Below are 20,794 nucleotides of genomic sequence, written 5' to 3'. Positions count from 1 at the left end.
GAACCGCGCGCTCGCGCCCCGTGAGCTGCGGGAAAGTGCCGCAGCCCGTCAGAGGTTCGTAAGGATCAGTAGAGGATCTTGCGCATGTTGTCCTCGTCGAGGTGGCGGCGGAGCTCGTCGATGTCGGCGTCGGCGTCCATCAACTTGACCAATTGCGCCACGCTGGGCACCGCCGTCGGGTTCCACGCTTCGGGGTTCCACGCGTCGGAGCGCAGGAAGGCTTTCGCACAGTGGAAGAAAACCTCCTCGATCGCGATCTCCAGCGCGAGGATCGGGCGCTTGCCCTGCACGACCATCGCGTCGAAGTAGTCGGCGTCGGCCATGACGCGGGCGCTGCCGTTGATCCGCAGGGTGTCGCCGCGGCCGGGGATGACGAACAGGGTGCCGACGCGGGGACGTTGCAGCACGTTGAGGTAGCCGTCGACGCGCTTGTTGCCGGGGCGTTCGGGGATCGCGATGGTCCGCTCGTCGATGACGTGCACGAACCCCGGCGGGTCACCCTTGGGCGACACGTCCAGCCGGCCGTCGGCATCCGTGGTGGCGACGAAACCGAGCGGCGAGTGTGAGAGCCACACCTGCTCGATGGGCAGCAGACGATCGTGCACCTTCTCGGCGACGAAGGCGTTCGGATGCCCGACGATCGCGCGCAGTTCGTCGACGGAGGTCACTTCACGGCTCATGGGACCATCATGCGTCCCCGGCGTGCTGCGGTGGGGGCTCCCGTCAGGCGCCGAAGCGTCGCATCAGCGCGCGACGGTCCACCTTGCCGATGCCGCGGCGCGGGAGTTCGTCGACGACGTGCAGTTCGCGGGGCGCAGCCGTCGGTGGCAGCGTCGCGGCGACGTGGGTTCGCAACTCTGCAAGCGTCACCGACGCTGCCGGGGTGACGACGACGGCGGCCACCACCCGCTGACCCAGTCGCTCGTCGGGCACCCCGAACACGGCGCACTCGTCGACGGCGGGATGGGTGGCCAGCGCGGCCTCGACGACCCCCGGCATCACGGTCAGACCTCCGGTGCTGATCGCGTCGTCGGCTCTGCCGACCACCTTCAGCGCCCCGGAGTCGTCGATCACACCGATGTCGTCGGTGCGGAACCAGCCCGGGTTGCGGAACGGATCCGGCGTGACCGGATTGCGATAACCGGCGGCAACGGTCGGGCCGCCCAGCGAGATCCGTCCGTCGCCGTCGACCGCGACCTCGACGCCGCGCAGTGGGACACCGTCGTACACGCACCCGCCTGCGGTCTCACTCATCCCGTACGTCCTGACCACGGAAATGCCGGCGGCTGAGGCTTTTTCGGCGACACCCGCGGGCATCGGACCGCCGCCGATCAGTACGGCGTCCATGTCCGCCAGGGCCGCCGCGGCCCGATCGTCCTTCAGTGCCTTGTCCAACTGCGCCGCGACCAGCGACGCATAGCGTCGGCCCCCGCCCATGCCGTCGATCGCGGAGACGAGATCCGCCGGGTCGAAGGACGCTGCGACAGCCACCGGGCTCGTGCCGGCGACGACGCTGCGCACCAGCACCTGGAACCCGGCCACGTGGTAGGCGGGCAACGCCAACAGCCACTGCCCCGGGCCGCCCAGCCTGTCGTGTGTCGCCTCGGCGCTCGCGGCAAGCCCGGCGGCGGTCAACTGAGCGCCCTTCGGAATGCCCGTGGTTCCCGAGGTCGACAGCACCGCGCCGACATCGTCGGCGATCTCGTCACCGGCCCGCAGGGTCGTGGCCAACGCACCGGCTTGGGCGGGGTCATCGGCCGGCACGGGGAGCACGCTGGCGCGGCCCTCGAGGACATCGACGATCACGGGAAGGCCGGTCAGTGCCGCGGCGTCCGAACCGAAGCCGACGGGGCGCAGAACAGCTATCGCTCGTCTCCTGACTCGTCGCGCGGATCGTCGAGCGGCCAGCCCTGGGCGGCCAGGCGCACCCGGACACGCTCGACATCGGCGGGCGAGGGCAGCTCGTCGGTGATCTGGGTGATCAGTACCCCGATGTCGACGGTGCCGACGTCAGGGGAGCCCGGAAGTTCGGCGCGGGCCTGCAGATCGGCGACCACGGATCTGACTTCGTCGTCGGTGAGCCGGCGGCGCAGCAGGGCCAGCAGAGGAACCCGGTCCGGCCCCGGCACGCCTTCCGGATATCCGGCGGAGATCCATGCCACGATCTTGGCCAGAAACTTGGTCACAACGTTCAACTCCCCACGGGGCCGGAAGGCCCCCTCGGCGGTTCGATCGTAGCGGCAGATCGGTTTCTGTGAGGTTGCTGCAAATTGGCTGGGCCAACATGTTGAGGCGTCAAGATGAACATCCGGTGAACGGGTTCTCGGCATCAGGAGAAATGCGACGTAGCCTGCGCGTTTGCCGGTAACTGCGATTGGAGAAACGGCCATCGACACCCCACAATCAACCCCATGAGCGCAGAGCTGATCGTCCTGGTGCTGTTGATTGCTACAGCACTGGCTTTCGACTTCACCAACGGGTTCCACGACACCGGGAATGCGATGGCGACGTCGATCGCCACCGGCGCGTTGAAGCCCAAGACGGCTGTCCTACTCGCGGGAGTTCTCAACCTCGTGGGTGCCTTCCTCTCGGTCGAGGTCGCCGTGACCGTGACGACGTCGGTGCTCAAGGTCCAGGACAGCAAGTCCGGTGAACTTCTTCCGGGGATCGACGCGTCGACGGGTCTGACGATCATCTTCGCGGGTCTGATCGGCGGCATCCTGTGGAACCTGCTCACGTGGCTGTTCGGTATCCCGTCGAGTTCGTCGCACGCGCTCTTCGGTGGCCTCATCGGCGCGGGCCTGGCAGCGCTGGGCACCTCGGGCGTGAACTGGTCCGGCGTCACGCAGAAGGTGCTCATCCCGGCCGTCGCCGCGCCGGTCATCGCGTGTCTGGTCGCCGCGTGCGGCACCTGGGCGGTCTACGCGATCACCAAGCGGGTCGCCGTGAAGCGCCGTCGCGAGGGTTTCCGCTGGGGTCAGATCGCCACCGCGTCCCTCGTCGCGCTCTCACACGGCACCAACGACGCGCAGAAGACGATGGGTGTCATCGCGCTCGCGCTCATCACCACCGGCCACCTGACCGGTGACGTGAAGGAGCAGGGCCTGCCGTTCTGGATCATCTTCAGCTGTGCGGTCGCCATCGGTCTCGGCACCTACCTGGGCGGCTGGCGTGTCATCCGCACCCTGGGCAAGGGCCTGGTCGAGATCGAGTCACCTCAGGGCTTCGCCGCTGAAGCCTCTTCGGCCGCAATCATTTTGAGCTCCAGCGCGGCGGGCATGGCGCTGTCGACCACCCACGTCGCCACCGGCTCGATCCTTGGTAGTGGTGTGGGCAAGCCGGGTGCCGAGGTGCGCTGGGCGGTCGCGGGCCGGATGGCCGTCGCGTGGCTGATCACGTTGCCCGCCGCCGGCCTGGTCGGTGCGCTCGCCTACTGGCTCTCCCACGGCGTCGAGGCCGTGACCGGCGCGGCTCTGGCCGGCGACGGACTGATCTTCCTCGTCCTGGTCGGCCTCTCCTTCTACATGTGGTGGCGCGCGCAGCAGCAGAAGGTCGACCACAACAACGTCAACGCCGACTGGGACGCCTCGACGAACTCGGTGGTGCCCGCGGATATCCGTGAGGCCACTGTCGCCCCCAAGCCGTCCGCCACGGTCTGACCCCGACGAAACCAAGGAATCCACATGGTCTACCTGGAGAGCATTCTCAAAGTGCTCGGCATCGGCCTGCTTCTCGGTGCCGGTCTGCCCGCGGTCTTCGCGCTCGGTCTGGTCGCGTACTCGCGCGGCGCAGGCAGCGACGGGACCGACGGCGCCGCCGTGGCCCCGAACGCGGCGGTCAAGTTTCTCGGCGTGGCCCTGTTCGTGTTCGTCGGATGGGTGATCCTCACCGCCGTCCTGTGGATCACGCGGGCGACGATCATCCACCACACAGGCATCGACCTGTTCCCGTTCCTCCCCAAGAAGTGAGCTGACGCGCCATGGCTGAGAACGACACCCGCAACGCCTTCGCGAACGTCCTGGGCTGGCTGCATCAGGGCTACCCGCAGGGTGTTCCGCAGACCGACTATTTCGCGCTGCTCGCACTGCTGGCTCGCACCCTCACCGAGGACGAGGTGGTCAAGGTTGCCCAGACCGTGCTGAAGAGCAACGACTCGGACAGCGTGACGCCCGAGGAGATCCGCGCGGCGATCCATCTGGTCACCGACAAGGAGCCCAACCCCGAGGAGATGCATCAGGTCGCCGCGCGGCTGGCGTCGGTGGGCTGGCCGCTGGCGGCTCCGGCAGGCTAGCCGCGAGAGTCCCGCCGCAGCGGGTGATCGTCGGGCACCTGCACGAAGATCAGGGTGATGCCGTCCGGGTCGACGACGTGCATCTCGTGCAGACCCCAGGGCTCGCGACGGGCTTCCCGCGCAATCTCGATGCCGCGGCCCCGCAGCGTGTCCTGGGCCGCGGCGAGGTCACGCACCTGCAGCCACAGCGCGCCGGGGAACGGCGGCGCCCCGTCGGCAGGGCCGCCGTGGCCGGCGATCTCGACCAGCGACTGCCCGGCGTAGAACACCGTGCCGCCGGCGTACTCCCTGGCGATGGCCAGCCCGATGCCGTCGCGGTAGAACGCGATCGAGCGCTCGTAATCCTTCGGGCGGAACAACACCCGGCTGGCCAGGATCTCCATGGGTGAAGTGTCTACCACGCCTGTCAGCCGATGTGACGGTCCCGGCCCGTCCAGTGCGGTTCGCGCAGTGCGCGTTTGAGGATCTTGCCGCTCGGATTGCGCGGCAGTGCGTCGACGAAGTCGACGGACTTGGGGAGCTTGAAGCCTGCCAGCCGGGTCCGCGCGAACGAGATCAGCGCGGCCTCGGTGGGTTGGCTGCCGCGGGCCGCGACGACGACCGCCTTGACCGCCTCGCCCCATCGGGAGTCGGGCACGCCGATGACGGCGACATCGGCGATGTCAGGGTGGGTCATCAGGACGTTCTCGACTTCGGCGGGGTATACGTTCTCCCCGCCGGACACGATCATGTCCTTGAGCCGGTCGTGCAGGTACAGGTAGCCCTCGGCGTCGAGGTAGCCGGCGTCGCCGGTCCTAATCCATCCGTCCGGTGTCAGGGTGGCAGCCGTGGCGTCGGGGTTGTTCCAGTAGCCCAGCATGTTCTGATCCGATCGGGTCCACACCTCTCCCACGACGCCCGGGGCGGCGTCGGCCCCGCTGGTATCGGCCCCGCTGGTATCAACGATGCGAATTCGCACCCACGGGTAGGGCTTGCCGCACGATCGAAGCAGGTGCGGCACATGGTCGGCCCCGTCGAGTTGGGTGATCGACCCCGACGTCTCGGTCATCCCGTAGACCTGGGCGAAGATCCGGCCGAACCGCCGCATCCCTCGGACCAGGACATCGTCTCTGATGGGGGATGCTCCGTAGACGATCACCCGCAGTCCTGAGAAGTCGACGTCGTCGAGTCCCGGTGTGTCGAGCAGGAACTGGATCACCGCGGGTACCAGCAGCATATTGGTGATGGCGTGACGGTCGACGGCGTCGAGGATGGCCTGCGGGTCGACGTCACGGAGAACCACCGTCGTCGCGCCCTCCCAGAGGCCGGCCAGCGCCCATCCGAAGCCGGCCATGTGGAACAGGGGCATCACCGCGAGGCTGACCGAATCGGCGTCGAACTTCCACGGTCCCGCCACGCCGCCGGTCTTGCAGACGTAGTTCGCGTTGCCGAGCATGACGCCCTTGGGAAGCCCCGTCGTCCCCGAGGTGTACATCAACATCACGAGATCGTCGGGCCCGGTGACGACGCCCGGGTCCACGGCGGGGTGTCCGGTGACCCAGCGTTCGAAAGTCGGCCAGCGGTCGTGGTTTCCGACGACGACGATGGTCGCGTCCAGCTCACTCTCGATGGCTTCCAGATGCCCGACGAACTCCTGCCCGACCACGACGACCGACGCCCCGGAGTCGGCGATGACATGCCGCATCTCCGGTGCGGCAAGCCGCCAGTTGACGGGCACGCCGACGGCGCCGAGCTTGGCCAAAGCGAAAGCGACGTCGAAGAATTCGGCGCCGTTGCGCTCGACGAACGCAACCCTGTCGCCGACCCCGACGCCCGCGCTCGCGAACGCCTGCGCTACCCGGTTGGAGCGTTCGTCGAGCTCGCCGTAGGTGATCGTCTCGTCGCCGACGATCAGCGCCCGCGCGTGCGGACGTTCGCGGCCGTGCACGCGTACGATGTCGGCGAGGTTGTGGAACAACGCTTTTCAGTCCTTGGGCTGCATCCGTTGACGTTTCATGATGAGGTCGACGGCCGCCGGCGCGATGCTGTTGACCGCGTGGGCGGTGACGGCGATGCGCGGCGCGATGCTGACCGGTCGGTGCCGGGCGGCGGTGACGATCCAGCCCGCGGCCTCTTCGGCCGACAGCCCGGGCAGGCCGTCGTAGGCCCGGGTCGGCGCGATCATCGGGGTCTTCACCAACGGGTAGTACAGCGTCGTGGAGTTGACACCCCGGTCGGCCCATTCGGTTTCGATGATCCGGCTGATCGACGACAGCGCCGCCTTCGACGCGTTGTAGACGCCGAACAACGGCGGGCTCTCTGTTTTCACACCCCAGGTCGAAACGTTGATGATGTGCCCGTCCCGGCGCTCCAGCATCCCGGGGGCGAGCCCTCGGATCAGTCGTACCGGGCCGTAGTAGTTGAGCGCCATGGTGCGTTCGACGTCGTGCCAGCGCTCCAGGGACTCCTCCAGCGGTCGCCGGATGGAGCGGCCGGCGTTGTTCACCAGGATGTCGATGCCGCCGAGTTCTTCCTCGACGGTGGCGACGAGCTCGTCGACGGCGTCGAGGTCGGACAGGTCGCAGGCATGCGCTCGAGCCTGGCCGCCCGCATCGGTGATGCGGGCGACGAGGTCGTCGAGCAGATCGCTTCTGCGGGCTACCGCCACCACCGTCGCGCCGCGGCGGGCCAGCTTCTCCGCGGCAGCTTCACCGATACCCGACGACGCACCCGTCAGCAGCACGCGCTTGCCCTTCAGCTCGAAGGTCTCGCGGTTGGGGCGGTTCAGAAGCTCCGGGAGGATCGGGGGTCGCATGCTGCTCAGCACTACCTGGTCGGCGAGCCGCCGCAGCGGGTTCCTGCTACTCACGCCGAAACTGTATTCCAGCGGTCCTGTGGTCAGGCAATGAGCTTCTCGCTGAGCTCCCGTGCAGCCGCCGCCGCCCGGTGATTTCGGTGTAGTTCGTCAACCTGAGCGTGACCAACTACGCCGAAATCGCTAGAAGTAGCGGGGGAACGGTGACCAGTCGGGGTCGCGTTTCTCCAGGAACGCATCCCTGCCCTCGACGGCTTCGTCGGTCATATAGGCCAGCCGGGTGGCCTCACCGGCGAACAACTGCTGGCCGACCAGGCCGTCGTCGAGCAGGTTGAACGCATACTTGAGCATCCGGATGGCCTGTGGCGACTTGCCGTTGATCTCTGAAGCCCATTCCAGCGCAACGGTTTCCAAGTCGGCATGGTCGACGACCTCGTTGACCGCGCCCATCGCGTGCATCTGCTCGGCGGTATAGGGCCGGCCGAGGAAGAAGATCTCGCGGGCGAATTTCTGCCCGGCCTGCCGCGCCAGGTACGCCGACCCGTAACCGCCGTCGAATGAGCCCACGTCGGCGTCGGTCTGTTTGAAGCGGGCATGCTCGCGCGAGGCCAGCGTCAGGTCGCACACCACGTGCAGGGAGTGTCCACCGCCTGCGGCCCACCCGTTGACCAGGCAGATGACGGGCTTGGGCATGAAGCGGATCAGACGCTGCACCTCGAGGATGTGCAGCCTGCCCGCCCGCGCCGGGTCGACGCTCTCGGCGGTTTCGCCGGAGGCGTACTGGTAGCCACTGCGTCCACGGATGCGCTGATCGCCGCCGGAGCAGAACGCCCAGCCGCCGTCCTTGGGCGACGGTCCGTTGCCGGTCAGCAGCACCACCCCGGCGTTCGACGACATCCGTGCGTGGTCGAGGACGCGGTACAGCTCGTCGACGGTGTGGGGGCGGAATGCGTTGCGCACCTCAGGCCGGTCGAACGCGACCCGGACGGTCGGCTGCTCGACGTGGCGGTGATAGGTGATGTCGGTCAGGTCGTCGAAGCCGGCGACCGGCTCCCACAGGTTCGCGTCGAACGGGTTGGTCACAGGATCAGACAGTATCGAAGCGGAACACGGGGCAGCGCCCGGCCAGCGACTCGAACTCGTCGGGCTTGGGGCCGGTCACCAGCCCGGCGTTCTTCATGAACCCCACACCGGTCGGCACCAGGATCGGGAACTGCCGCAGCAGCGGCCGCGCCTGCTCGACCGGCAGCTCGACCATCCGCACCGGTTCGCGGCTCTTGCCGCGCACAAGCACGGCGTCGGGGTTGGCCTGCGCGTTGCGGACCCAGTCCGAGCCGGGTAACCCGCCCACCACATAGCGCTGTCCGTCGACCTCGAACGGTGTGATGGGTGTCGACCGGGGCTGGCCGGACTTGCGGCCCGTCACGGTCAGCACCACCGGGCCGTCCTTGAGCAGGCCGGTCTTGTTGACCGCGATCATCGCCTTGTTCACGTATTTGAGCCACCACGGCGGCCGGATCCGCTCTGCCATGGTCTCGAAGCTACATCTGGATCCCGTGCTCCCACAGGGCTGCGATCAGCCCGTCCTTGCGGTCCCGGGTGGGCAACGGGTCGACGAGTGCGAACGCACAGCCGAGGGCGCGGGCGCCGCCGTCGGCTTCGTCGCTGTCGCCGACCATCAGCGCGCGTCCGGCGGGTACGTCGAGCCGGTCCAACGCGGCCTGGAAGATCGCGGCGTCCGGCTTGACGGCACCCACCTCGAACGACAGCACGAACTCGTCGACAGCGCCTCCGGGGCCGAGCGCGCGAAATGCCGGCCGCACATCGAACGCGATGTTGGACACCACCGCGGTCTTGATGCCGCGCTGCCGCAGGCCGTCGAGCACGGTCGCGGTGTCGGGGTACGGCGTCCAGCAGGCTGGGTCGATCACGTGGGCGTACAACGCTTCCGCGTGGTGACGAGCCAGCCCTGACTCGCGCAGTACATGCAGATACGCCTCGCGGTGCAGGTGCGGCGCGAGGTCGCGGTTCATCCACGCTTCCAGCGCGTCAGGGGGCATCGAGACCGACCGGCCGGTGGGTGCTGTCAACCGGCGCATCAGTTCGGCCTGGACGTGCCCGTCGATGTCACGGCGCTCGTCGCTGTCGAGTGTCATGCCCGCGAACCAGCTCTCGTCCTCTTCCAGGCGGAACAGGGTGCCGGAGTAGTCGAACAAGACGGCGTCCAGGTCGCTCACTCCACCATCCTGCCAGGTGTGAAAACTTCGCAGAGCGGCTAAATAGCGTCATGACTTCGTTCGACGCCCCTTTCTCACAGGTCGTCGTGGTGGTGCCCGCGCACAACGAGCGCGAGCACCTGCCGCAGTGCCTGCGGGCGTTGACGACGGCCGGCCTGTGCCTGCCGATGCCGGTCACCATCGTCGTGGTGCTGGACTCCTGTGACGACGGCAGCGAGGCCTTGGCCGGAGAATTCGGGCCCGACGTCCACTTCATCTCCGTCGACGCCGGCAACGTCGGCGCGACGCGCGCCGCCGGGTTCGAGTACGCGCGCACCCTGTGCGGCGAGGAGTTGACCGGGGACACCTGGTATGCGACCACCGACGCCGACAGTGTGGTAGACGCCGACTGGTTGGTGCGCATGGTCGCTGCGGACGCCGACATGGTGTTGGGCGTCGTGCGGGTGCCCAACTGGCGGAACTTCTCACCCGCGGTGGCGCGGCGCTACCTGAGCAACTACCGCTCCCGCGGACCCGGCCACCGTCACGTCCACGGCGCCAACATGGGGTTCCGCGCCGACCTGTACTGGGGCGTTGGCGGTTTCCGGGCGCTGCGCACCGGTGAAGACGTCGAGTTGGTCGAGCGGTTCGAACGGGCGCAGCTGTCCATCCACCGCGACCGGGACCTATCGGTGGCGACATCGGACCGCCGCGATGCCCGTGCGCCGGGCGGCTTCGCCGACCATCTGCGCAAGCTGTCCCGGACTCCCCGGACCGGCAAAGCGAAAGCCTCGTGAGCGCCGCTCTGGTCAGGAATTGGCTCGACGCAGGCGAACTCGACCTGCCGCTTCCCGGCCACGGTCACACCGCGCAGCGGTGGCAGCGCCTGACGGAGTTGGCTCAGACCGACATCACCGCCGGACGTCTCGCCGAGGCACACGCCGACGCCGTCGCGATCCTCGCCGAACTGCACGGCCCGGCGCCGTCGCCGCGGCAGTGGTGGGGTGTGTGGGCCGCGGAATCCGGCGAGGCGGTCCTGACCGCGACCCGCGTCGGCGACGAGGCTCTGCTCGACGGCACGAAGGTGTGGTGCTCGGGTGCGGGTCTGTGTACTCACGCTCTCGTCACGGCCCGGGTCTCGTCGGGCGAGCGTGGGCTGTTCGCCGTCGACCTCGGCGGCCACGGAGTCCGTCCGCTGCCCAGCAGGTGGCGTCATGCCGGGATGACGGAATCAGACACGCGCTCAGTACAATTCACCGCAACGCCGGCCGTGGCGGTCGGTGCGCCAGGGGAGTATCTGTCGCGGCCCGGGTTCTGGCACGGCGCGGTGGGGGTAGCGGCCTGCTGGCTCGGCGGCGCCCGCGCCGTCGCCGCCGCGCTGTACGAACGTGTGGAGTCAGGCAGGGCGGACGCGCACACGACCGCGCATCTCGGCGCGGTCGATGCTGCGCTGGCGGGCGCCGCCGCATTGGTGAATGCGGTGGCCGGCGAGTTCGACGCTGATCGGCTGAATCACTCGGGCCGCGCCGAGCTGCTGGCACGACGCGCCCGCGCCACCGTCGAGACCGCTGTGGACGAGACCCTCACCAGAACCGCTCGCGCGCTGGGACCTTCGCCACTGTGCCTCGATCCCGTCCATTCCCAGCGGGTGGCGGATCTCTCGATCTATGTCCGGCAGAGCCACGCGGAGCGCGACCTGGAGCGGCTCGGGCTTCTTGCGGCGGGAGCCTCATGACAACTTCACATGTCGGCAACACCGAACGGATGGCGCAGAGCCCGCTGGCCGGTGGCGGAACGCCCGCAGAGGTGTGGTCCCGCGCCGGTTTGCGATTCCCGACGCTGGACCTCACCGGCTGTCGGGAGCTCGTGGTGGTCGGGGCGCACCCGGACGACGAGACGGTCGGATTCGGCGCCGCGGCAGGGCTGCTGGCGGCGGCCGGGGTGCGCGTGCAGATCGTATCGGCGAGCGACGGAGGCGCAGCGTTTCCGAATTACTCACTGCTGCAGCGCTATCAGTTGGAAAGGACGCGCCGCGCAGAGCTGCAGCGCGCCACCGGTGTGCTCGGCCTGCCCCCGCCCGTGTGCCTCGGACTGCCGGACGGCGACATCGCGTGCTACGAGCAGCGGCTCACAGATCTGCTGATCGAGATCTTGTCCACGAAGCCGGCCGGCACGTGGTGCGCGGCGACATGGCGGGGCGACGGGCACCCCGATCACGAGGCGGTCGGCCGCGCCGCGGCCGCCGCGGTGGCCTACACCGGCGCGACCCTCGTCGAATACCCCGTGTGGATGTGGCATTGGGCGCAACCCGGCGACATCGCGGTGCCGTGGGACCGCACTTTCGCCGTGCCGTCCACGCCTATTGCGGTCGAGCGTAAAAAGCGTGCAGCGCAATGCTTTCAGAGCCAGTTTGTGTCGCCGTCGCCCGGTGAGCAGCCGGTGCTGCCGCCATACTTTCTGCCCCGGCTGCTGACTGTCGGCGAGGTGGTCTTCTGCTGACGTCCCGGCTGCCCGACAGCTTCTTCGACAACATGTACGCAGAAGCGGCCGATCCATGGCAGCTGGAATCGCGGTGGTACGAACAGCGCAAGTACGCGATCACCACCGCGCTCCTGCCGTTTCCGCGCTACCGGCGCGCATTCGAGCCGGGCTGTTCGGTCGGAGTGCTCACCGAGAAGCTGGCCGGGCGCTGCGACCACGTGGTCAGCACCGACGTGAGCGTCGCCGCGCTGGATGCCACCCACCGCAGGCTGACGGCGCGCCGGATCCGGGACCGGGTGACCCTGCTGCGCGGATCGCTGGACAATCATTGGCCCCCAGGTCCTTTCGACCTTGTGCTGCTTTCCGAGCTCTGCTACTACCTACAGCCTGCCACGCTGCGGGAGGTGTTGGACCGTGAGGTTCCCCGCCTGGCCCCCACCGCCACCGTCGTCGCGGCGCACTGGCGTCACGATGTCGAGGAATATCCGATGAACGGTGACCACGCCAACGACATCATCGGCGCCACCGAGGGTCTGTACCACCTCGGCGGCTATCGCGACGCCGACGTCGTCATCGACGTGTTCGACAACTGCGGAGGACTGTCGGTGGGCGCTCGCACCGGCGTGCCCGGCGCCTGACCTCCGCACCGCGCCTGCCCTCCGCACCGCGAGCGCGCGTGTCTGCACGCCGACGCGCCGCAATCCTTGTACATTTGCGCACGCTCGCGCGCCGCGAGAACGTCATTCCTGACGCGCCCGACGCGCCTTGTCCCGCAGCACCTCTCGCTCACGGTCGTTATCCGTCAGTTCGGCAGCAACGTCGAACTCGGCGGCCGCCTCCTCGACCCGTCTCATTCTGACCAGCAATTCGCCCCGAACGCTGGGCACGAGGTGTGTGCCGTCGAGACCGGTGATCGCGTCGACGGTCGCCAGGGCGGCGGTGGGCCCGCCCACCGGATCGGCCATCGCGACGGCGATCGCGCGGTTGAGTTCGACGACCGGCGACGGGGCCAGACGCAGAAGGGCGTCGTAGAGGGAGACGATGCGGGCCCAGTCGGTGTCGGCGTACGTCGCGGCCACGGCGTGACATTCAGCCAGCGCGGCCTGCAACGAGTAGTAACCCCAGCCGATACCTTTGCGGTGCAGCACATCCGATGTGCGCTGCAGTGCGTCGACACCGCGCTGAATCTGCGCCCGGTCCCATGCGGCGCGGTTCTGGTCGTGGAGGAGGATCGGCGTTCCGTCGCGGTCGGTGCGGGCCCGCAGCCGTGAGGACTGGAACTCCATCAGCGCGACCAGGCCGAGCACCTCGGCCTCGTCGGATGTCAGCGCAGCCAGAATCCGCCCCAGACGCAGTGCCTCGAAGCATAATTCGTCGCGAATCCACTGCCGGCCCGACGAGGCGGAATAGCCCTCGTTGAACACCAGATAGATGACGCTGAGCACCGCCGAAAGCCGGGTGGGGAAGTCCGAGCGGTCGGGTACCTCGAACGGCACGCCCGCCAGCGTCTTCTTGGCGCGCACGATGCGCTGGGCCACAGTCGATTTCGGCACCAGAAATGCTCTGGCGATCTCCTCGGTCGTCAATCCGCCGACGACCCGCAGCGTCAACGCGATCTGGTTCTCCCGCGACAGCGTCGGGTGCGTCGACATGAAGATCAGCCGCAAGACGTCGTCGTCGATGCGGTCGGGATCCCAGGCGTCGTGCACGTGGTCTTCCATCTCGCGGGCCATGGCCGCGTACTTGGCGTCGAGGTTGTCCTGCCGCCGCCAGTGGTCGATCGCCTTACGTTTGGCGACGGTGGTCAGCCACGCGCCGGGATTGCGGGGTACGCCGCCCGACGGCCACTGCGTGAGTGCGTCCACCAGAGCTTCCTGCGCGAGGTCTTCGGCCAGGCCGATGTCGCCGACGGTGCGGGTCAGCGTGGCGACGATCTTGGCTGCCTCCATACGCCACACCGCGTCGACGGTCCGTCGCAGATCATCTGAGCTGGCGGCCACCGCCCCATTGTGCCGGTCAGACGTAGCGGGCGCGCCCGGCCATCGCCCCGGCGACGATCTGCACCACGTAGACGGCGAGGAACATCGCCCACGGCACCGTCCACCCGTGCGACACGTCGTGCAGGAAGCCGAACAGGAACGGCCCGACACCCGCGATGAGGTATCCGAATCCCTGAGCCATGCTCGACAATTGGGCGGTGTCGGCGGCGGTGCGGGCCCGCAGGCCGATCACCGTCAGCGCCATCGAGAACGCGCTCATCCCGATCCCGATCAGCACACTCCACAGCAGTGGCTGCGCCCCGGGGGCCACCATCAACCCGATGGCACCGGCGAAGCCGAAGCCGCCGACTGCGACGATCCACGTGCTCTGCGCCGGGTTGCGCGCGGCGAGTGGCGCCAGGATCAGCGACAGCGGCACGCCGATCAACGACGTGAGCCCGACGAGCAGTCCCGCGTGCACCTTGTCGACGCCGCTGTCGATGAAAACCTCAGGCAGCCAACCCATCACGATGTACGCCATGAAGGCTTGACTGCCGAAGAACAGCGTGACGGTCCAGGCCAGCGGGTTGCGCAGCAGCGAGCGCCGCTCACCGGCGTGCGCCGAGTGCGCCGCCCAGGCTCCGCGGTGGCGCCGCGTCGCCGGAATCCACACCGCGAGCGCCAGGAACGAGACCACCGCCCAGGCGGCCAGCGCGGCGCGCCAGCCGCCGAGCGGGTCCTCCAGGCCGGGTGTCAGCGCCGATCCGAGCGCGCCGCCGCCTTGCAGTGCCGCGGTGTAGATGCCGGTCATCAACCCGATACGGGCCGGGAACGAACTCTTGATGACGACAGGGATCAGCACGTTGGCGAGGGCGATGCCCGCGCACGCGATGAGTGTCGCACCGATGACCAGGGCAGAACCGCCGACAACGCGCAGTGCCAGGCCCGTGGTGAGTGCGACCATCGCCGCCGAGATCGTTCGGCCCAGACCGATCCGGGCTGCGAGCCAGGGCGCGGTGAACCCTGCGCCCGCAAAGCACAGGGCGGGAACGGTCGTCAGCAGGCCCGCCCACGTCGCCGACACCGACAATTCGGCGCGCATGTCGCCGAGCAGCGTGGCGATGCTGGTGACGGCCGGGCGCAGGTTGAGCGCGGTGAGGACGACGGCGACGGCCAGCAGCGCTCCGCCGGCGCCGGCCGGTACGCGGCGGGACCCGGGGGGAGCCACGACGAAGTCCTGCCGGTCGGTATGCATGTTGCTACGGTGCCATACATCCCATGATTGGTTGAAAGGGGTTTCGTGTGCCGTTGAGCACAGCACGTCGCGCCGGGCTGGTCGACCAGGTCATCGAGCAGATCCGGCATACCGTCACCAGCGGTGAGTGGCCGGTCGGTCGACGCATCCCCAACGAGGCCGTCCTCGTCGAACAGCTCGGGGTCGGCAGGAACACGGTCAGGGAAGCCGTGCGCGCGCTGTCCCACGCCGGGATCCTCGAAGTGCGACAGGGTGACGGCACCTACGTGCGCGCCACCAGCGAAGTGTCGGGGGCGCTGCGGAGACTGTGCGGCCCCGAACTGCGCGAGATCCTGCATGTGCGGCGGGCGCTGGAGGTGGAGGGCGCACGCCTGGCCGCCGCCCACCGCAATCCCGATGACATCGCCGAACTCCGGGCGCTGCTGGAGCGGACCAGGGACTGCCCCGACACCGAGGCGTTCGCCCGTGCCGATGCCGAATTCCACCTCGCCGTCGTGCGCGCCTCGGGCAACCGCATCCTGACCGAGCTCTACCGAGGCCTCATCGAGACGGTCACCGCCAGCGTCGCGACCACACACGAGGGACCGGCGAAGGTACTCGACCACGGCGTGTTGATCGACCACATCGCCTCGGGCGACGTCGACCGCGCGGGGCACACCGCCGGCGAACTCCTGGACGGACTTCTGGCCGGCTCCTGACGCGCCGAATGTGCGGTTTGTGGACGATTCGGGGGCTCAGGGCTCAGCCGACTGAACGTCCCGAGCCCTCCCAGAACTGCTTCCGCACGGCCTTCTTGTCCGGCTTGCCCAGCGCGGTGATCGGCACCGAATCGGCGACCACCACCTGCTTGGGCACGTGCACCGACCCCTTGCGTTCCTTCACCGACGCCTGGATCTCGGCGATCATGGTCTGCACCGCGGCATCGTCGGAAGCAGCGTCGGGCCGCAGCACCACCACGGCCGTCACAGCCTCGCCCCACTTCTCGTCCGGCGTACCGATCACGCACACCTGCGCGATCGAAGGATGTTCGGCCACAACATCTTCCACTTCCCGCGGGAACACGTTGAAACCACCGGTGACGATCATGTCCTTCGTGCGGTCGACGATGAAGTAGAAGCCGTCCTCATCCTCGCGCGCCAGATCGCCGGTGTGCATCCAGCCGTCGCGGAACGTCTCGGCCGTCGCGTCGGGCAGGTTCCAGTAGCCACCGGAGAGCAGCGGCCCCGACACGCAGATCTCGCCGACCTCGCCCTGCGGGACGGGCTGGCCGTCCTCGCCGAGCAGCGCCACGCGTGCGAACAGCGTCGGGCGTCCGCACGACGTCAGCCGCTTGTCGTCGTGGTCCTTCTTCGACAGATAGGTGATCACCATCGGCGCCTCGGACTGCCCGTAGTACTGCGCGAAGATCGGGCCGAACCGCCTGATCGCCTCCTTGAGGCGCACCGGGTTCATCGCCGAGGCCCCGTAGTACACCGTTTCCAGTGACGACAGGTCGCGGGTGTGCGAGTCGGGGTGGTCCATCAACGCGTAGATCATCGACGGCACGAGCATCGTCGCGGTGATCTTCTGCTCCTCGATGACCCGTAGCACCTCGGCCGGGTCGAACTTCGTCAGCACGATCAGTTCGCCGCCCTTGACGATGACGGGCGTGAAGAACGCCGCGCCGGCATGCGAGAGCGGGGTGCACATCAGGAAGCGCGGATTCTCCGGCCACTCCCATTCGGCCAGCTGCACGGTCGTCATCGTCGTGATCGACTGCGTGGTGCCCATGACGCCCTTGGGCTTGCCGGTCGTGCCACCGGTGTAGGTCAGACCGCCGATGTTGTCGGGGGCCAGGTCTGCGGCGACCAGCGGCTTGGGCGCGTACTTCGCGGCCTCGGCGCTCAGATCGGTGGCCTCGACGCCGGCTGTGACGAGTGCCTCCGGGACGGGCCCGATGGTCAGGATCTGCTTCAGCGACGGCACCTTCTCCAACAGGCCGAGCGCCCGCTCGACGAACATCGGGTTCGGGTCGATGATCAGTGACGTCACCTCGGCGTCGGACAACACATAGGCGTGATCGTCCAGCGAGCCGAGAGGGTGTAGTGCCGTGCGGCGGAAGCCCTGGGTCTGGCTCGCGCCGATGATCATCAGCACTTCGGGCCGGTTCAGCGACAGCAGGCCCGAGGCGCTGCCGGTGCCCGCGCCCAGCGCCTCGAAGGCCTGAATGTACTGGCTGATGCGGTCGGCGAGCTCGCCGCCGGTCAGCGTCGTGTCCCCGAGGAACAGGACGGGGCGGTCCTTGTGGCGCTTGAGCGCGCCGACGGTGAGATGTCCGGAGTGCAGGGGGTAACGCAGCAGATCGACCTGGCTCATACCGACAGACTAGAACGTGTTCCAATTCCAGTCAGCAGGGTCTTGCAATTTGGGCGTGATTGTCGCCGCTGGGCGACGACAACCACGCCGAAACCCCTAGATCAGGCCGTCTTTCTTCCATTGCAGTTCCTTCTGGACCCATTCGTTGTCCTGCGGGAACTCCTCGGTCTCGGTGACGCGCCGGACCTCCAGTCGGGCGCCCGCTCCGAGCGGGCACTTCAGCGCCCACTGCTTGGCCTCCTCGATCGAGGACACGCCCAGCATCCAGAACCCGTTGAACAGTTCCTTGGCCTCCGTGTACGGCCCGTCGGTGACGACCGGGGTCTCGGTGTCGAAGTTGACGACGAAACCCTCCTCGGGTCCGGCCAGACCTTCACCGGCCAGCAACACGCCGGCCTTGATCAGCTCCTCGTTGTAGCGACCCATGTCGGCGATGACGTCTTCGAAGTCGACGTTCTCCATCGCCTTCTCCGCTTCGGGGGTTGAACGCAGGATCAGCATGTAGCGGGTCATCTCGTGTCTCCTTCTATCGGTGGGGAAGGGGCTCTGCAATCGTGCCCTCACCACTGCGTCGAGTGGCAAGACCTGGAATCGACACGAGCGGGAAAATTTTTATTCGACGTGACGGAATGCCGCGCCGCGCAGCAGACCGATCTGCATCAGGGTGGTAGCCGGCTGCGATAGTCGGCCCACGTCCGTCGGTCCGCCTGAGAATGCGGTATCGCCAGGCGTCGCCAACCCCGTAAGTTAACAAGTTTTCGCACAGTGCTCAGAAACGGAACAAGGACGGGGGAGATAACCGCAGCATTTGCAACGGCTTTCCCGTAAGGCTCGCCTGACATGTGTGTCGCCGTGCGGCGCATCAGTTCGATTTCATACGAACCTCTGACGTCAGGACGCGCCGTGTTTGCCCCGAGTAGCTACGCGACTAGTCTGAATGCGTGTCACCATCCGCGGCTCTCCGCTCGGAGGACCGCAGACGTCCTAAAGACCGTAAGCAACAGATCGCCAAGGCATCGGCAGAGGCGTTCAGCGAGCTCGGCTACCACGCGGTGAGCATGGAGGACATCGCAACGCGCGTCGGAGTCACCGCGGCGTCGTTGTACCGCCACTATGCGGGCAAGTACGAACTGTTCCGGGCGGCCGTTCTGGGGCTCGGAGAGCAGTTGGTCGCCTGTACGGCTTTCGCCGACGACGCGGATGACGCCGAACCGAAGGCGTTGTGGGACCGGATCGTCGATGCGCTGATCGATGTGACGATCAAGAATCGCGCCAGCGGCGGGCTCTACCGGTGGGAAGGCCGCTACCTGCACGCGGAGGATCAGGCACTGCTCAACGCCCAGATCCAGCTGGTGAACCGTCGGCTACAGCGCCCCCTCATGCAGCTGCGTCCGGGCCTTGACAGTGCGCAGAGGTGGACGATCTCCGTGGCGGTGCTGAGCACCTTGGGTAGCACCACCGACCACCGGGCGAAACTGGCGACACCGGATCTGCGAAAGTTACTGGCGGAGATAGCTTCTCGCATCCGCGACGCAAAGATCCCCCCGGTTCCGAAGTCATCTCGCAAGGTCGGTGCGCGCAGTAAACCCACCAGTGCCGCAGGCGATTACGAGCTGATTCTCAACACGGCGCTTTTGCTGTTCAATCGGCACGGCTACCGCGAGACGGGAATGGACGACATCGCCGCGGCGGTAGGTCTGCCCACCTCGAGTCTCTATCGCTTCTTCAACGGCAAGGGCGCGATCCTGGCTGCGGTGTACCGACGGGCCGCCGATCGGGTGTCCGGTGACGTGACGGCGATCCTGAGCGAGACCGTAGATGCGCAAGACGCTGTCACCCGGTTGATTGACGCCTACGTTCACCGGTCGTTCGTCAGTCCCGAGCTCGCCTATGTCTATTTCGCCGAGCGCGTGAACGTGCCCGCCGAGGATCGCGTTGTCTTGCACAACATTCAGCGCGCCACAGTGGAGGCGTGGGCGCGTCAGGTCGCCGCCGCGCGACCGGGAACGTCGACCGACGAAGCGCGGTTCGCGGTGCACGCGGCCTTTGCGCTCGTCGTGGACATCGGCAGGCTGGTGCGGTATCAGAACTCCGAACCGTCACGCCAGGTCGTGGCGGGGCTGCTGAGGGTACTTCTGCTCGCCGAGGACGCGGCGCCGGTGCGGCGCCGCCGAACCGGCGGGAAGACTACCGGCTGAAGCGTCTCGCCGTGGAGTTCGTCTGTCACGGCGAACGTCGGTGACTTCTTGTCAGCCTGCGCTGCGAAGCACTCCCGCCGAGCTCGTCGAACGGCTGTCGCCATTTCCGCCTCGAAGGTCGATCCGCGGTCGTATGTTAATGAATGTTCGGCAGAAGCTTGACGTGACGGACGCCACCACCATAGCGTGTCGTTCGGCTGCAACATAGTTACACAAGTAGCGCTGGAGTGCCGAAGGGTTTTCGAGGCGGGGAGGTGACGTGCGTGGCAACGCGACGACACGCCGACGCCCGCATATCGGATGAATGGTCAATGGCGTTGTGTGCCAACGCTTTCTATTGGAACTGGCCGGCATGACTTCCCGCGGCGTCAGCGACGCCCAGGGCGTGCAGGTCGCGCAGGACTGGGCGCAAGGCTATGTTCGCCGTCATCCGCTGGCATCGTTGACCACCGTCGGCGATCAGTTCATCCTCGGCCTGGAGACCATTAAGTACTTCGTCGTCGATCTTTTCACCGGCCGGTTTCAGTGGCGGGAGTTCGTCCAGCAGGGCGCCTTCATGGCGGGCACCGCCGTTCTGCCGACCGTGCTCGTCGCGCTGCCGATCGGCGTCACCCTGTCCATTCAGTTCGCGCTGCTCGCCGGTCAGGTGGGTGCGACGTCGCTCGCCGGCGCCGCGAGCGGACTTGCCGTCATCCGCCAGGCTGCGTCCCTCACCGCTGCGATCCTGATGGCCGCCGCGGTCGGCTCGGCCATCACGGCCGACCTCGGATCGCGGGCGATGCGTGAGGAGACCGACGCGATGGAGGTCATGGGTGTCTCGGTGATCCGCCGTCTGGTGGTGCCCCGATTCGCCGCAGCGATCATGGTGGGCGTCGCGCTCACCGGCGTCGTCTGCTTCGTCGGATTCCTCGCGAGTTACCTGTTCAACGTCTACTTCCAAAATGGGGCACCGGGTAGCTTCGTGGCCACCTTCGCGTCATTCGCCACCACCGGCGACATGATCGTCGCACTCGTCAAGGCCGTGATCTTCGGTGCGATTGTCGCCGTGGTGTCCTGCCAGAAGGGTCTGTCCACTCAAGGCGGTCCGACAGGTGTCGCCAACTCGGTGAATGCGGCGGTGGTCGAATCCATTCTGGTGCTGATGGTCGTCAACGTGGCGATCAGCCAGCTCTACATCATGATGTTCCCCAGGGTCGGGTTGTAACGGTGTCGGCGTCGACGTTCA

Annotated in this window: 23 protein-coding genes; 10 read left to right on the top strand and 13 right to left on the bottom strand. The window is 67.6% G+C overall.

Annotation, left to right across the window (positions count from 1 at the left end):
- Positions 1-65: 65 nt before the first annotated feature.
- Genes ACAG24_RS10105 through ACAG24_RS10095 form a run of 3 tightly spaced genes read right to left on the bottom strand, consistent with a single transcriptional unit; the run spans position 66 to position 2,186 of the window.
- Positions 66-680, bottom strand: coding sequence for an MSMEG_1061 family FMN-dependent PPOX-type flavoprotein (locus ACAG24_RS10105; RefSeq protein ID WP_370471969.1), 615 nt, complete (start codon positions 678-680; stop codon positions 66-68).
- A 43-nt stretch (positions 681-723) separates the two neighbouring features.
- Entirely contained in the window at positions 724-1,806 is a 1,083-nt protein-coding gene (gene menE / locus ACAG24_RS10100) for an o-succinylbenzoate--CoA ligase (RefSeq protein WP_370471970.1), read from the bottom strand.
- A 56-nt stretch (positions 1,807-1,862) separates the two neighbouring features.
- Positions 1,863-2,186: a DUF3349 domain-containing protein gene (locus tag ACAG24_RS10095; RefSeq protein WP_370471971.1), complete on the bottom strand. Its 324-nt coding sequence runs from the start codon at positions 2,184-2,186 to the stop codon at positions 1,863-1,865.
- Between the two features lie 225 nt (positions 2,187-2,411).
- Between ACAG24_RS10095 and ACAG24_RS10090 the strand changes: the two genes are divergently transcribed.
- Genes ACAG24_RS10090 through ACAG24_RS10080 form a run of 3 tightly spaced genes read left to right on the top strand, consistent with a single transcriptional unit; the run spans position 2,412 to position 4,291 of the window.
- Positions 2,412-3,659: an inorganic phosphate transporter gene (locus ACAG24_RS10090; protein ID WP_370471972.1), complete on the top strand. Its 1,248-nt coding sequence runs from the start codon at positions 2,412-2,414 to the stop codon at positions 3,657-3,659.
- Between the two features lie 24 nt (positions 3,660-3,683).
- Positions 3,684-3,968, top strand: a complete 285-nt coding sequence (locus ACAG24_RS10085; protein WP_370471973.1) for a hypothetical protein — start codon at positions 3,684-3,686, stop codon at positions 3,966-3,968.
- An 11-nt stretch (positions 3,969-3,979) separates the two neighbouring features.
- The gene (locus ACAG24_RS10080) at positions 3,980-4,291 is read left to right on the top strand and encodes a DUF3349 domain-containing protein (RefSeq protein ID WP_370471974.1); all 312 of its coding nucleotides are present in this window, start codon (positions 3,980-3,982) and stop codon (positions 4,289-4,291) included.
- Here ACAG24_RS10080 and ACAG24_RS10075 read toward each other — a convergent pair.
- The 6 genes from ACAG24_RS10075 to ACAG24_RS10050 all read right to left on the bottom strand — a co-directional run bounded on the left by ACAG24_RS10075 (position 4,288) and on the right by ACAG24_RS10050 (position 9,322).
- Positions 4,288-4,674, bottom strand: coding sequence for a VOC family protein (locus ACAG24_RS10075; RefSeq protein ID WP_370471975.1), 387 nt, complete (start codon positions 4,672-4,674; stop codon positions 4,288-4,290). The genes ACAG24_RS10080 and ACAG24_RS10075 overlap by 4 nt on opposite strands.
- A 23-nt stretch (positions 4,675-4,697) precedes the next feature.
- The gene (locus ACAG24_RS10070) at positions 4,698-6,248 is read right to left on the bottom strand and encodes a long-chain-fatty-acid--CoA ligase (protein ID WP_370471976.1); all 1,551 of its coding nucleotides are present in this window, start codon (positions 6,246-6,248) and stop codon (positions 4,698-4,700) included.
- A 6-nt stretch (positions 6,249-6,254) separates the two neighbouring features.
- Complete coding sequence (locus ACAG24_RS10065) at positions 6,255-7,139, bottom strand: SDR family oxidoreductase (protein WP_370471977.1); 885 nt, start codon at positions 7,137-7,139, stop codon at positions 6,255-6,257.
- A 129-nt stretch (positions 7,140-7,268) separates the two neighbouring features.
- The gene (locus ACAG24_RS10060) at positions 7,269-8,180 is read right to left on the bottom strand and encodes a 1,4-dihydroxy-2-naphthoyl-CoA synthase (RefSeq protein WP_370472618.1); all 912 of its coding nucleotides are present in this window, start codon (positions 8,178-8,180) and stop codon (positions 7,269-7,271) included.
- On the bottom strand, positions 8,173-8,616 hold the full coding sequence (locus ACAG24_RS10055) for a nitroreductase family deazaflavin-dependent oxidoreductase (RefSeq protein WP_370471978.1): 444 nt from the start codon (positions 8,614-8,616) through the stop codon (positions 8,173-8,175). The genes ACAG24_RS10060 and ACAG24_RS10055 overlap by 8 nt, the downstream gene beginning before the upstream one ends.
- Before the next feature lie 10 nt (positions 8,617-8,626).
- On the bottom strand, positions 8,627-9,322 hold the full coding sequence (locus ACAG24_RS10050) for an HAD family hydrolase (protein WP_370471979.1): 696 nt from the start codon (positions 9,320-9,322) through the stop codon (positions 8,627-8,629).
- Positions 9,323-9,372: 50 nt separating this feature from the next.
- Between ACAG24_RS10050 and ACAG24_RS10045 the strand changes: the two genes are divergently transcribed.
- From ACAG24_RS10045 to ACAG24_RS10030, 4 genes are read left to right on the top strand one after another with little or no spacing between them, the layout of a single operon-like run.
- On the top strand, positions 9,373-10,098 hold the full coding sequence (locus ACAG24_RS10045; RefSeq protein ID WP_370471980.1) for a glycosyltransferase family 2 protein: 726 nt from the start codon (positions 9,373-9,375) through the stop codon (positions 10,096-10,098).
- A complete protein-coding gene (locus ACAG24_RS10040; protein ID WP_370471981.1) occupies positions 10,095-11,036 on the top strand; it encodes an acyl-CoA dehydrogenase family protein in 942 nt (313 codons plus the stop codon). The genes ACAG24_RS10045 and ACAG24_RS10040 overlap by 4 nt, the downstream gene beginning before the upstream one ends.
- On the top strand, positions 11,033-11,800 hold the full coding sequence (locus ACAG24_RS10035) for a PIG-L deacetylase family protein (RefSeq protein ID WP_370471982.1): 768 nt from the start codon (positions 11,033-11,035) through the stop codon (positions 11,798-11,800). Before ACAG24_RS10040 ends, ACAG24_RS10035 begins: the two co-directional genes overlap by 4 nt.
- Positions 11,797-12,420, top strand: coding sequence for an SAM-dependent methyltransferase (locus tag ACAG24_RS10030; RefSeq protein WP_370472619.1), 624 nt, complete (start codon positions 11,797-11,799; stop codon positions 12,418-12,420). Before ACAG24_RS10035 ends, ACAG24_RS10030 begins: the two co-directional genes overlap by 4 nt.
- 102 nt (positions 12,421-12,522) lie before the next feature.
- Here the strand turns inward: ACAG24_RS10030 and ACAG24_RS10025 are convergent, their stop codons facing one another.
- Together ACAG24_RS10025 and ACAG24_RS10020 are read right to left on the bottom strand one after the other, a co-directional pair.
- Positions 12,523-13,731 (bottom strand): RNA polymerase sigma factor, encoded by a 1,209-nt coding sequence (locus ACAG24_RS10025; protein ID WP_370472620.1) that lies wholly within the window; start codon positions 13,729-13,731, stop codon positions 12,523-12,525.
- A gap of 67 nt (positions 13,732-13,798) precedes the next feature.
- Positions 13,799-15,016 (bottom strand): CynX/NimT family MFS transporter, encoded by a 1,218-nt coding sequence (locus ACAG24_RS10020; protein WP_370471983.1) that lies wholly within the window; start codon positions 15,014-15,016, stop codon positions 13,799-13,801.
- A 47-nt stretch (positions 15,017-15,063) separates the two neighbouring features.
- On the opposite strand from ACAG24_RS10020, the gene ACAG24_RS10015 reads away from it, so the two are divergent.
- Positions 15,064-15,714, top strand: a complete 651-nt coding sequence (locus tag ACAG24_RS10015; RefSeq protein ID WP_370471984.1) for a FadR/GntR family transcriptional regulator — start codon at positions 15,064-15,066, stop codon at positions 15,712-15,714.
- Between the two features lie 43 nt (positions 15,715-15,757).
- Here the strand turns inward: ACAG24_RS10015 and fadD8 are convergent, their stop codons facing one another.
- Entirely contained in the window at positions 15,758-17,371 is a 1,614-nt protein-coding gene (gene fadD8, locus ACAG24_RS10010; RefSeq protein ID WP_370471985.1) for a fatty-acid--CoA ligase FadD8, read from the bottom strand.
- 96 nt (positions 17,372-17,467) lie between these two features.
- The gene (locus tag ACAG24_RS10005; protein ID WP_370471986.1) at positions 17,468-17,884 is read right to left on the bottom strand and encodes a YciI family protein; all 417 of its coding nucleotides are present in this window, start codon (positions 17,882-17,884) and stop codon (positions 17,468-17,470) included.
- A gap of 428 nt (positions 17,885-18,312) precedes the next feature.
- Here ACAG24_RS10005 and ACAG24_RS10000 point away from each other — a divergent pair, with 428 nt between their 5' ends.
- Positions 18,313-19,569: a TetR/AcrR family transcriptional regulator gene (locus ACAG24_RS10000; protein ID WP_370471987.1), complete on the top strand. Its 1,257-nt coding sequence runs from the start codon at positions 18,313-18,315 to the stop codon at positions 19,567-19,569.
- 352 nt (positions 19,570-19,921) lie between these two features.
- Positions 19,922-20,773, top strand: a complete 852-nt coding sequence (locus ACAG24_RS09995) for an MlaE family ABC transporter permease (RefSeq protein ID WP_370471988.1) — start codon at positions 19,922-19,924, stop codon at positions 20,771-20,773.
- Positions 20,774-20,794 lie beyond the last annotated feature (21 nt).

The sequence above is a fragment of the Mycobacterium bulgaricum genome (assembly GCF_041287165.2).
Classification (GTDB): domain Bacteria; phylum Actinomycetota; class Actinomycetes; order Mycobacteriales; family Mycobacteriaceae; genus Mycobacterium; species Mycobacterium bulgaricum.
Note: the sequence above shows the minus strand (reverse complement) of the source record. Positions and strands in the feature narration are given on the sequence as shown.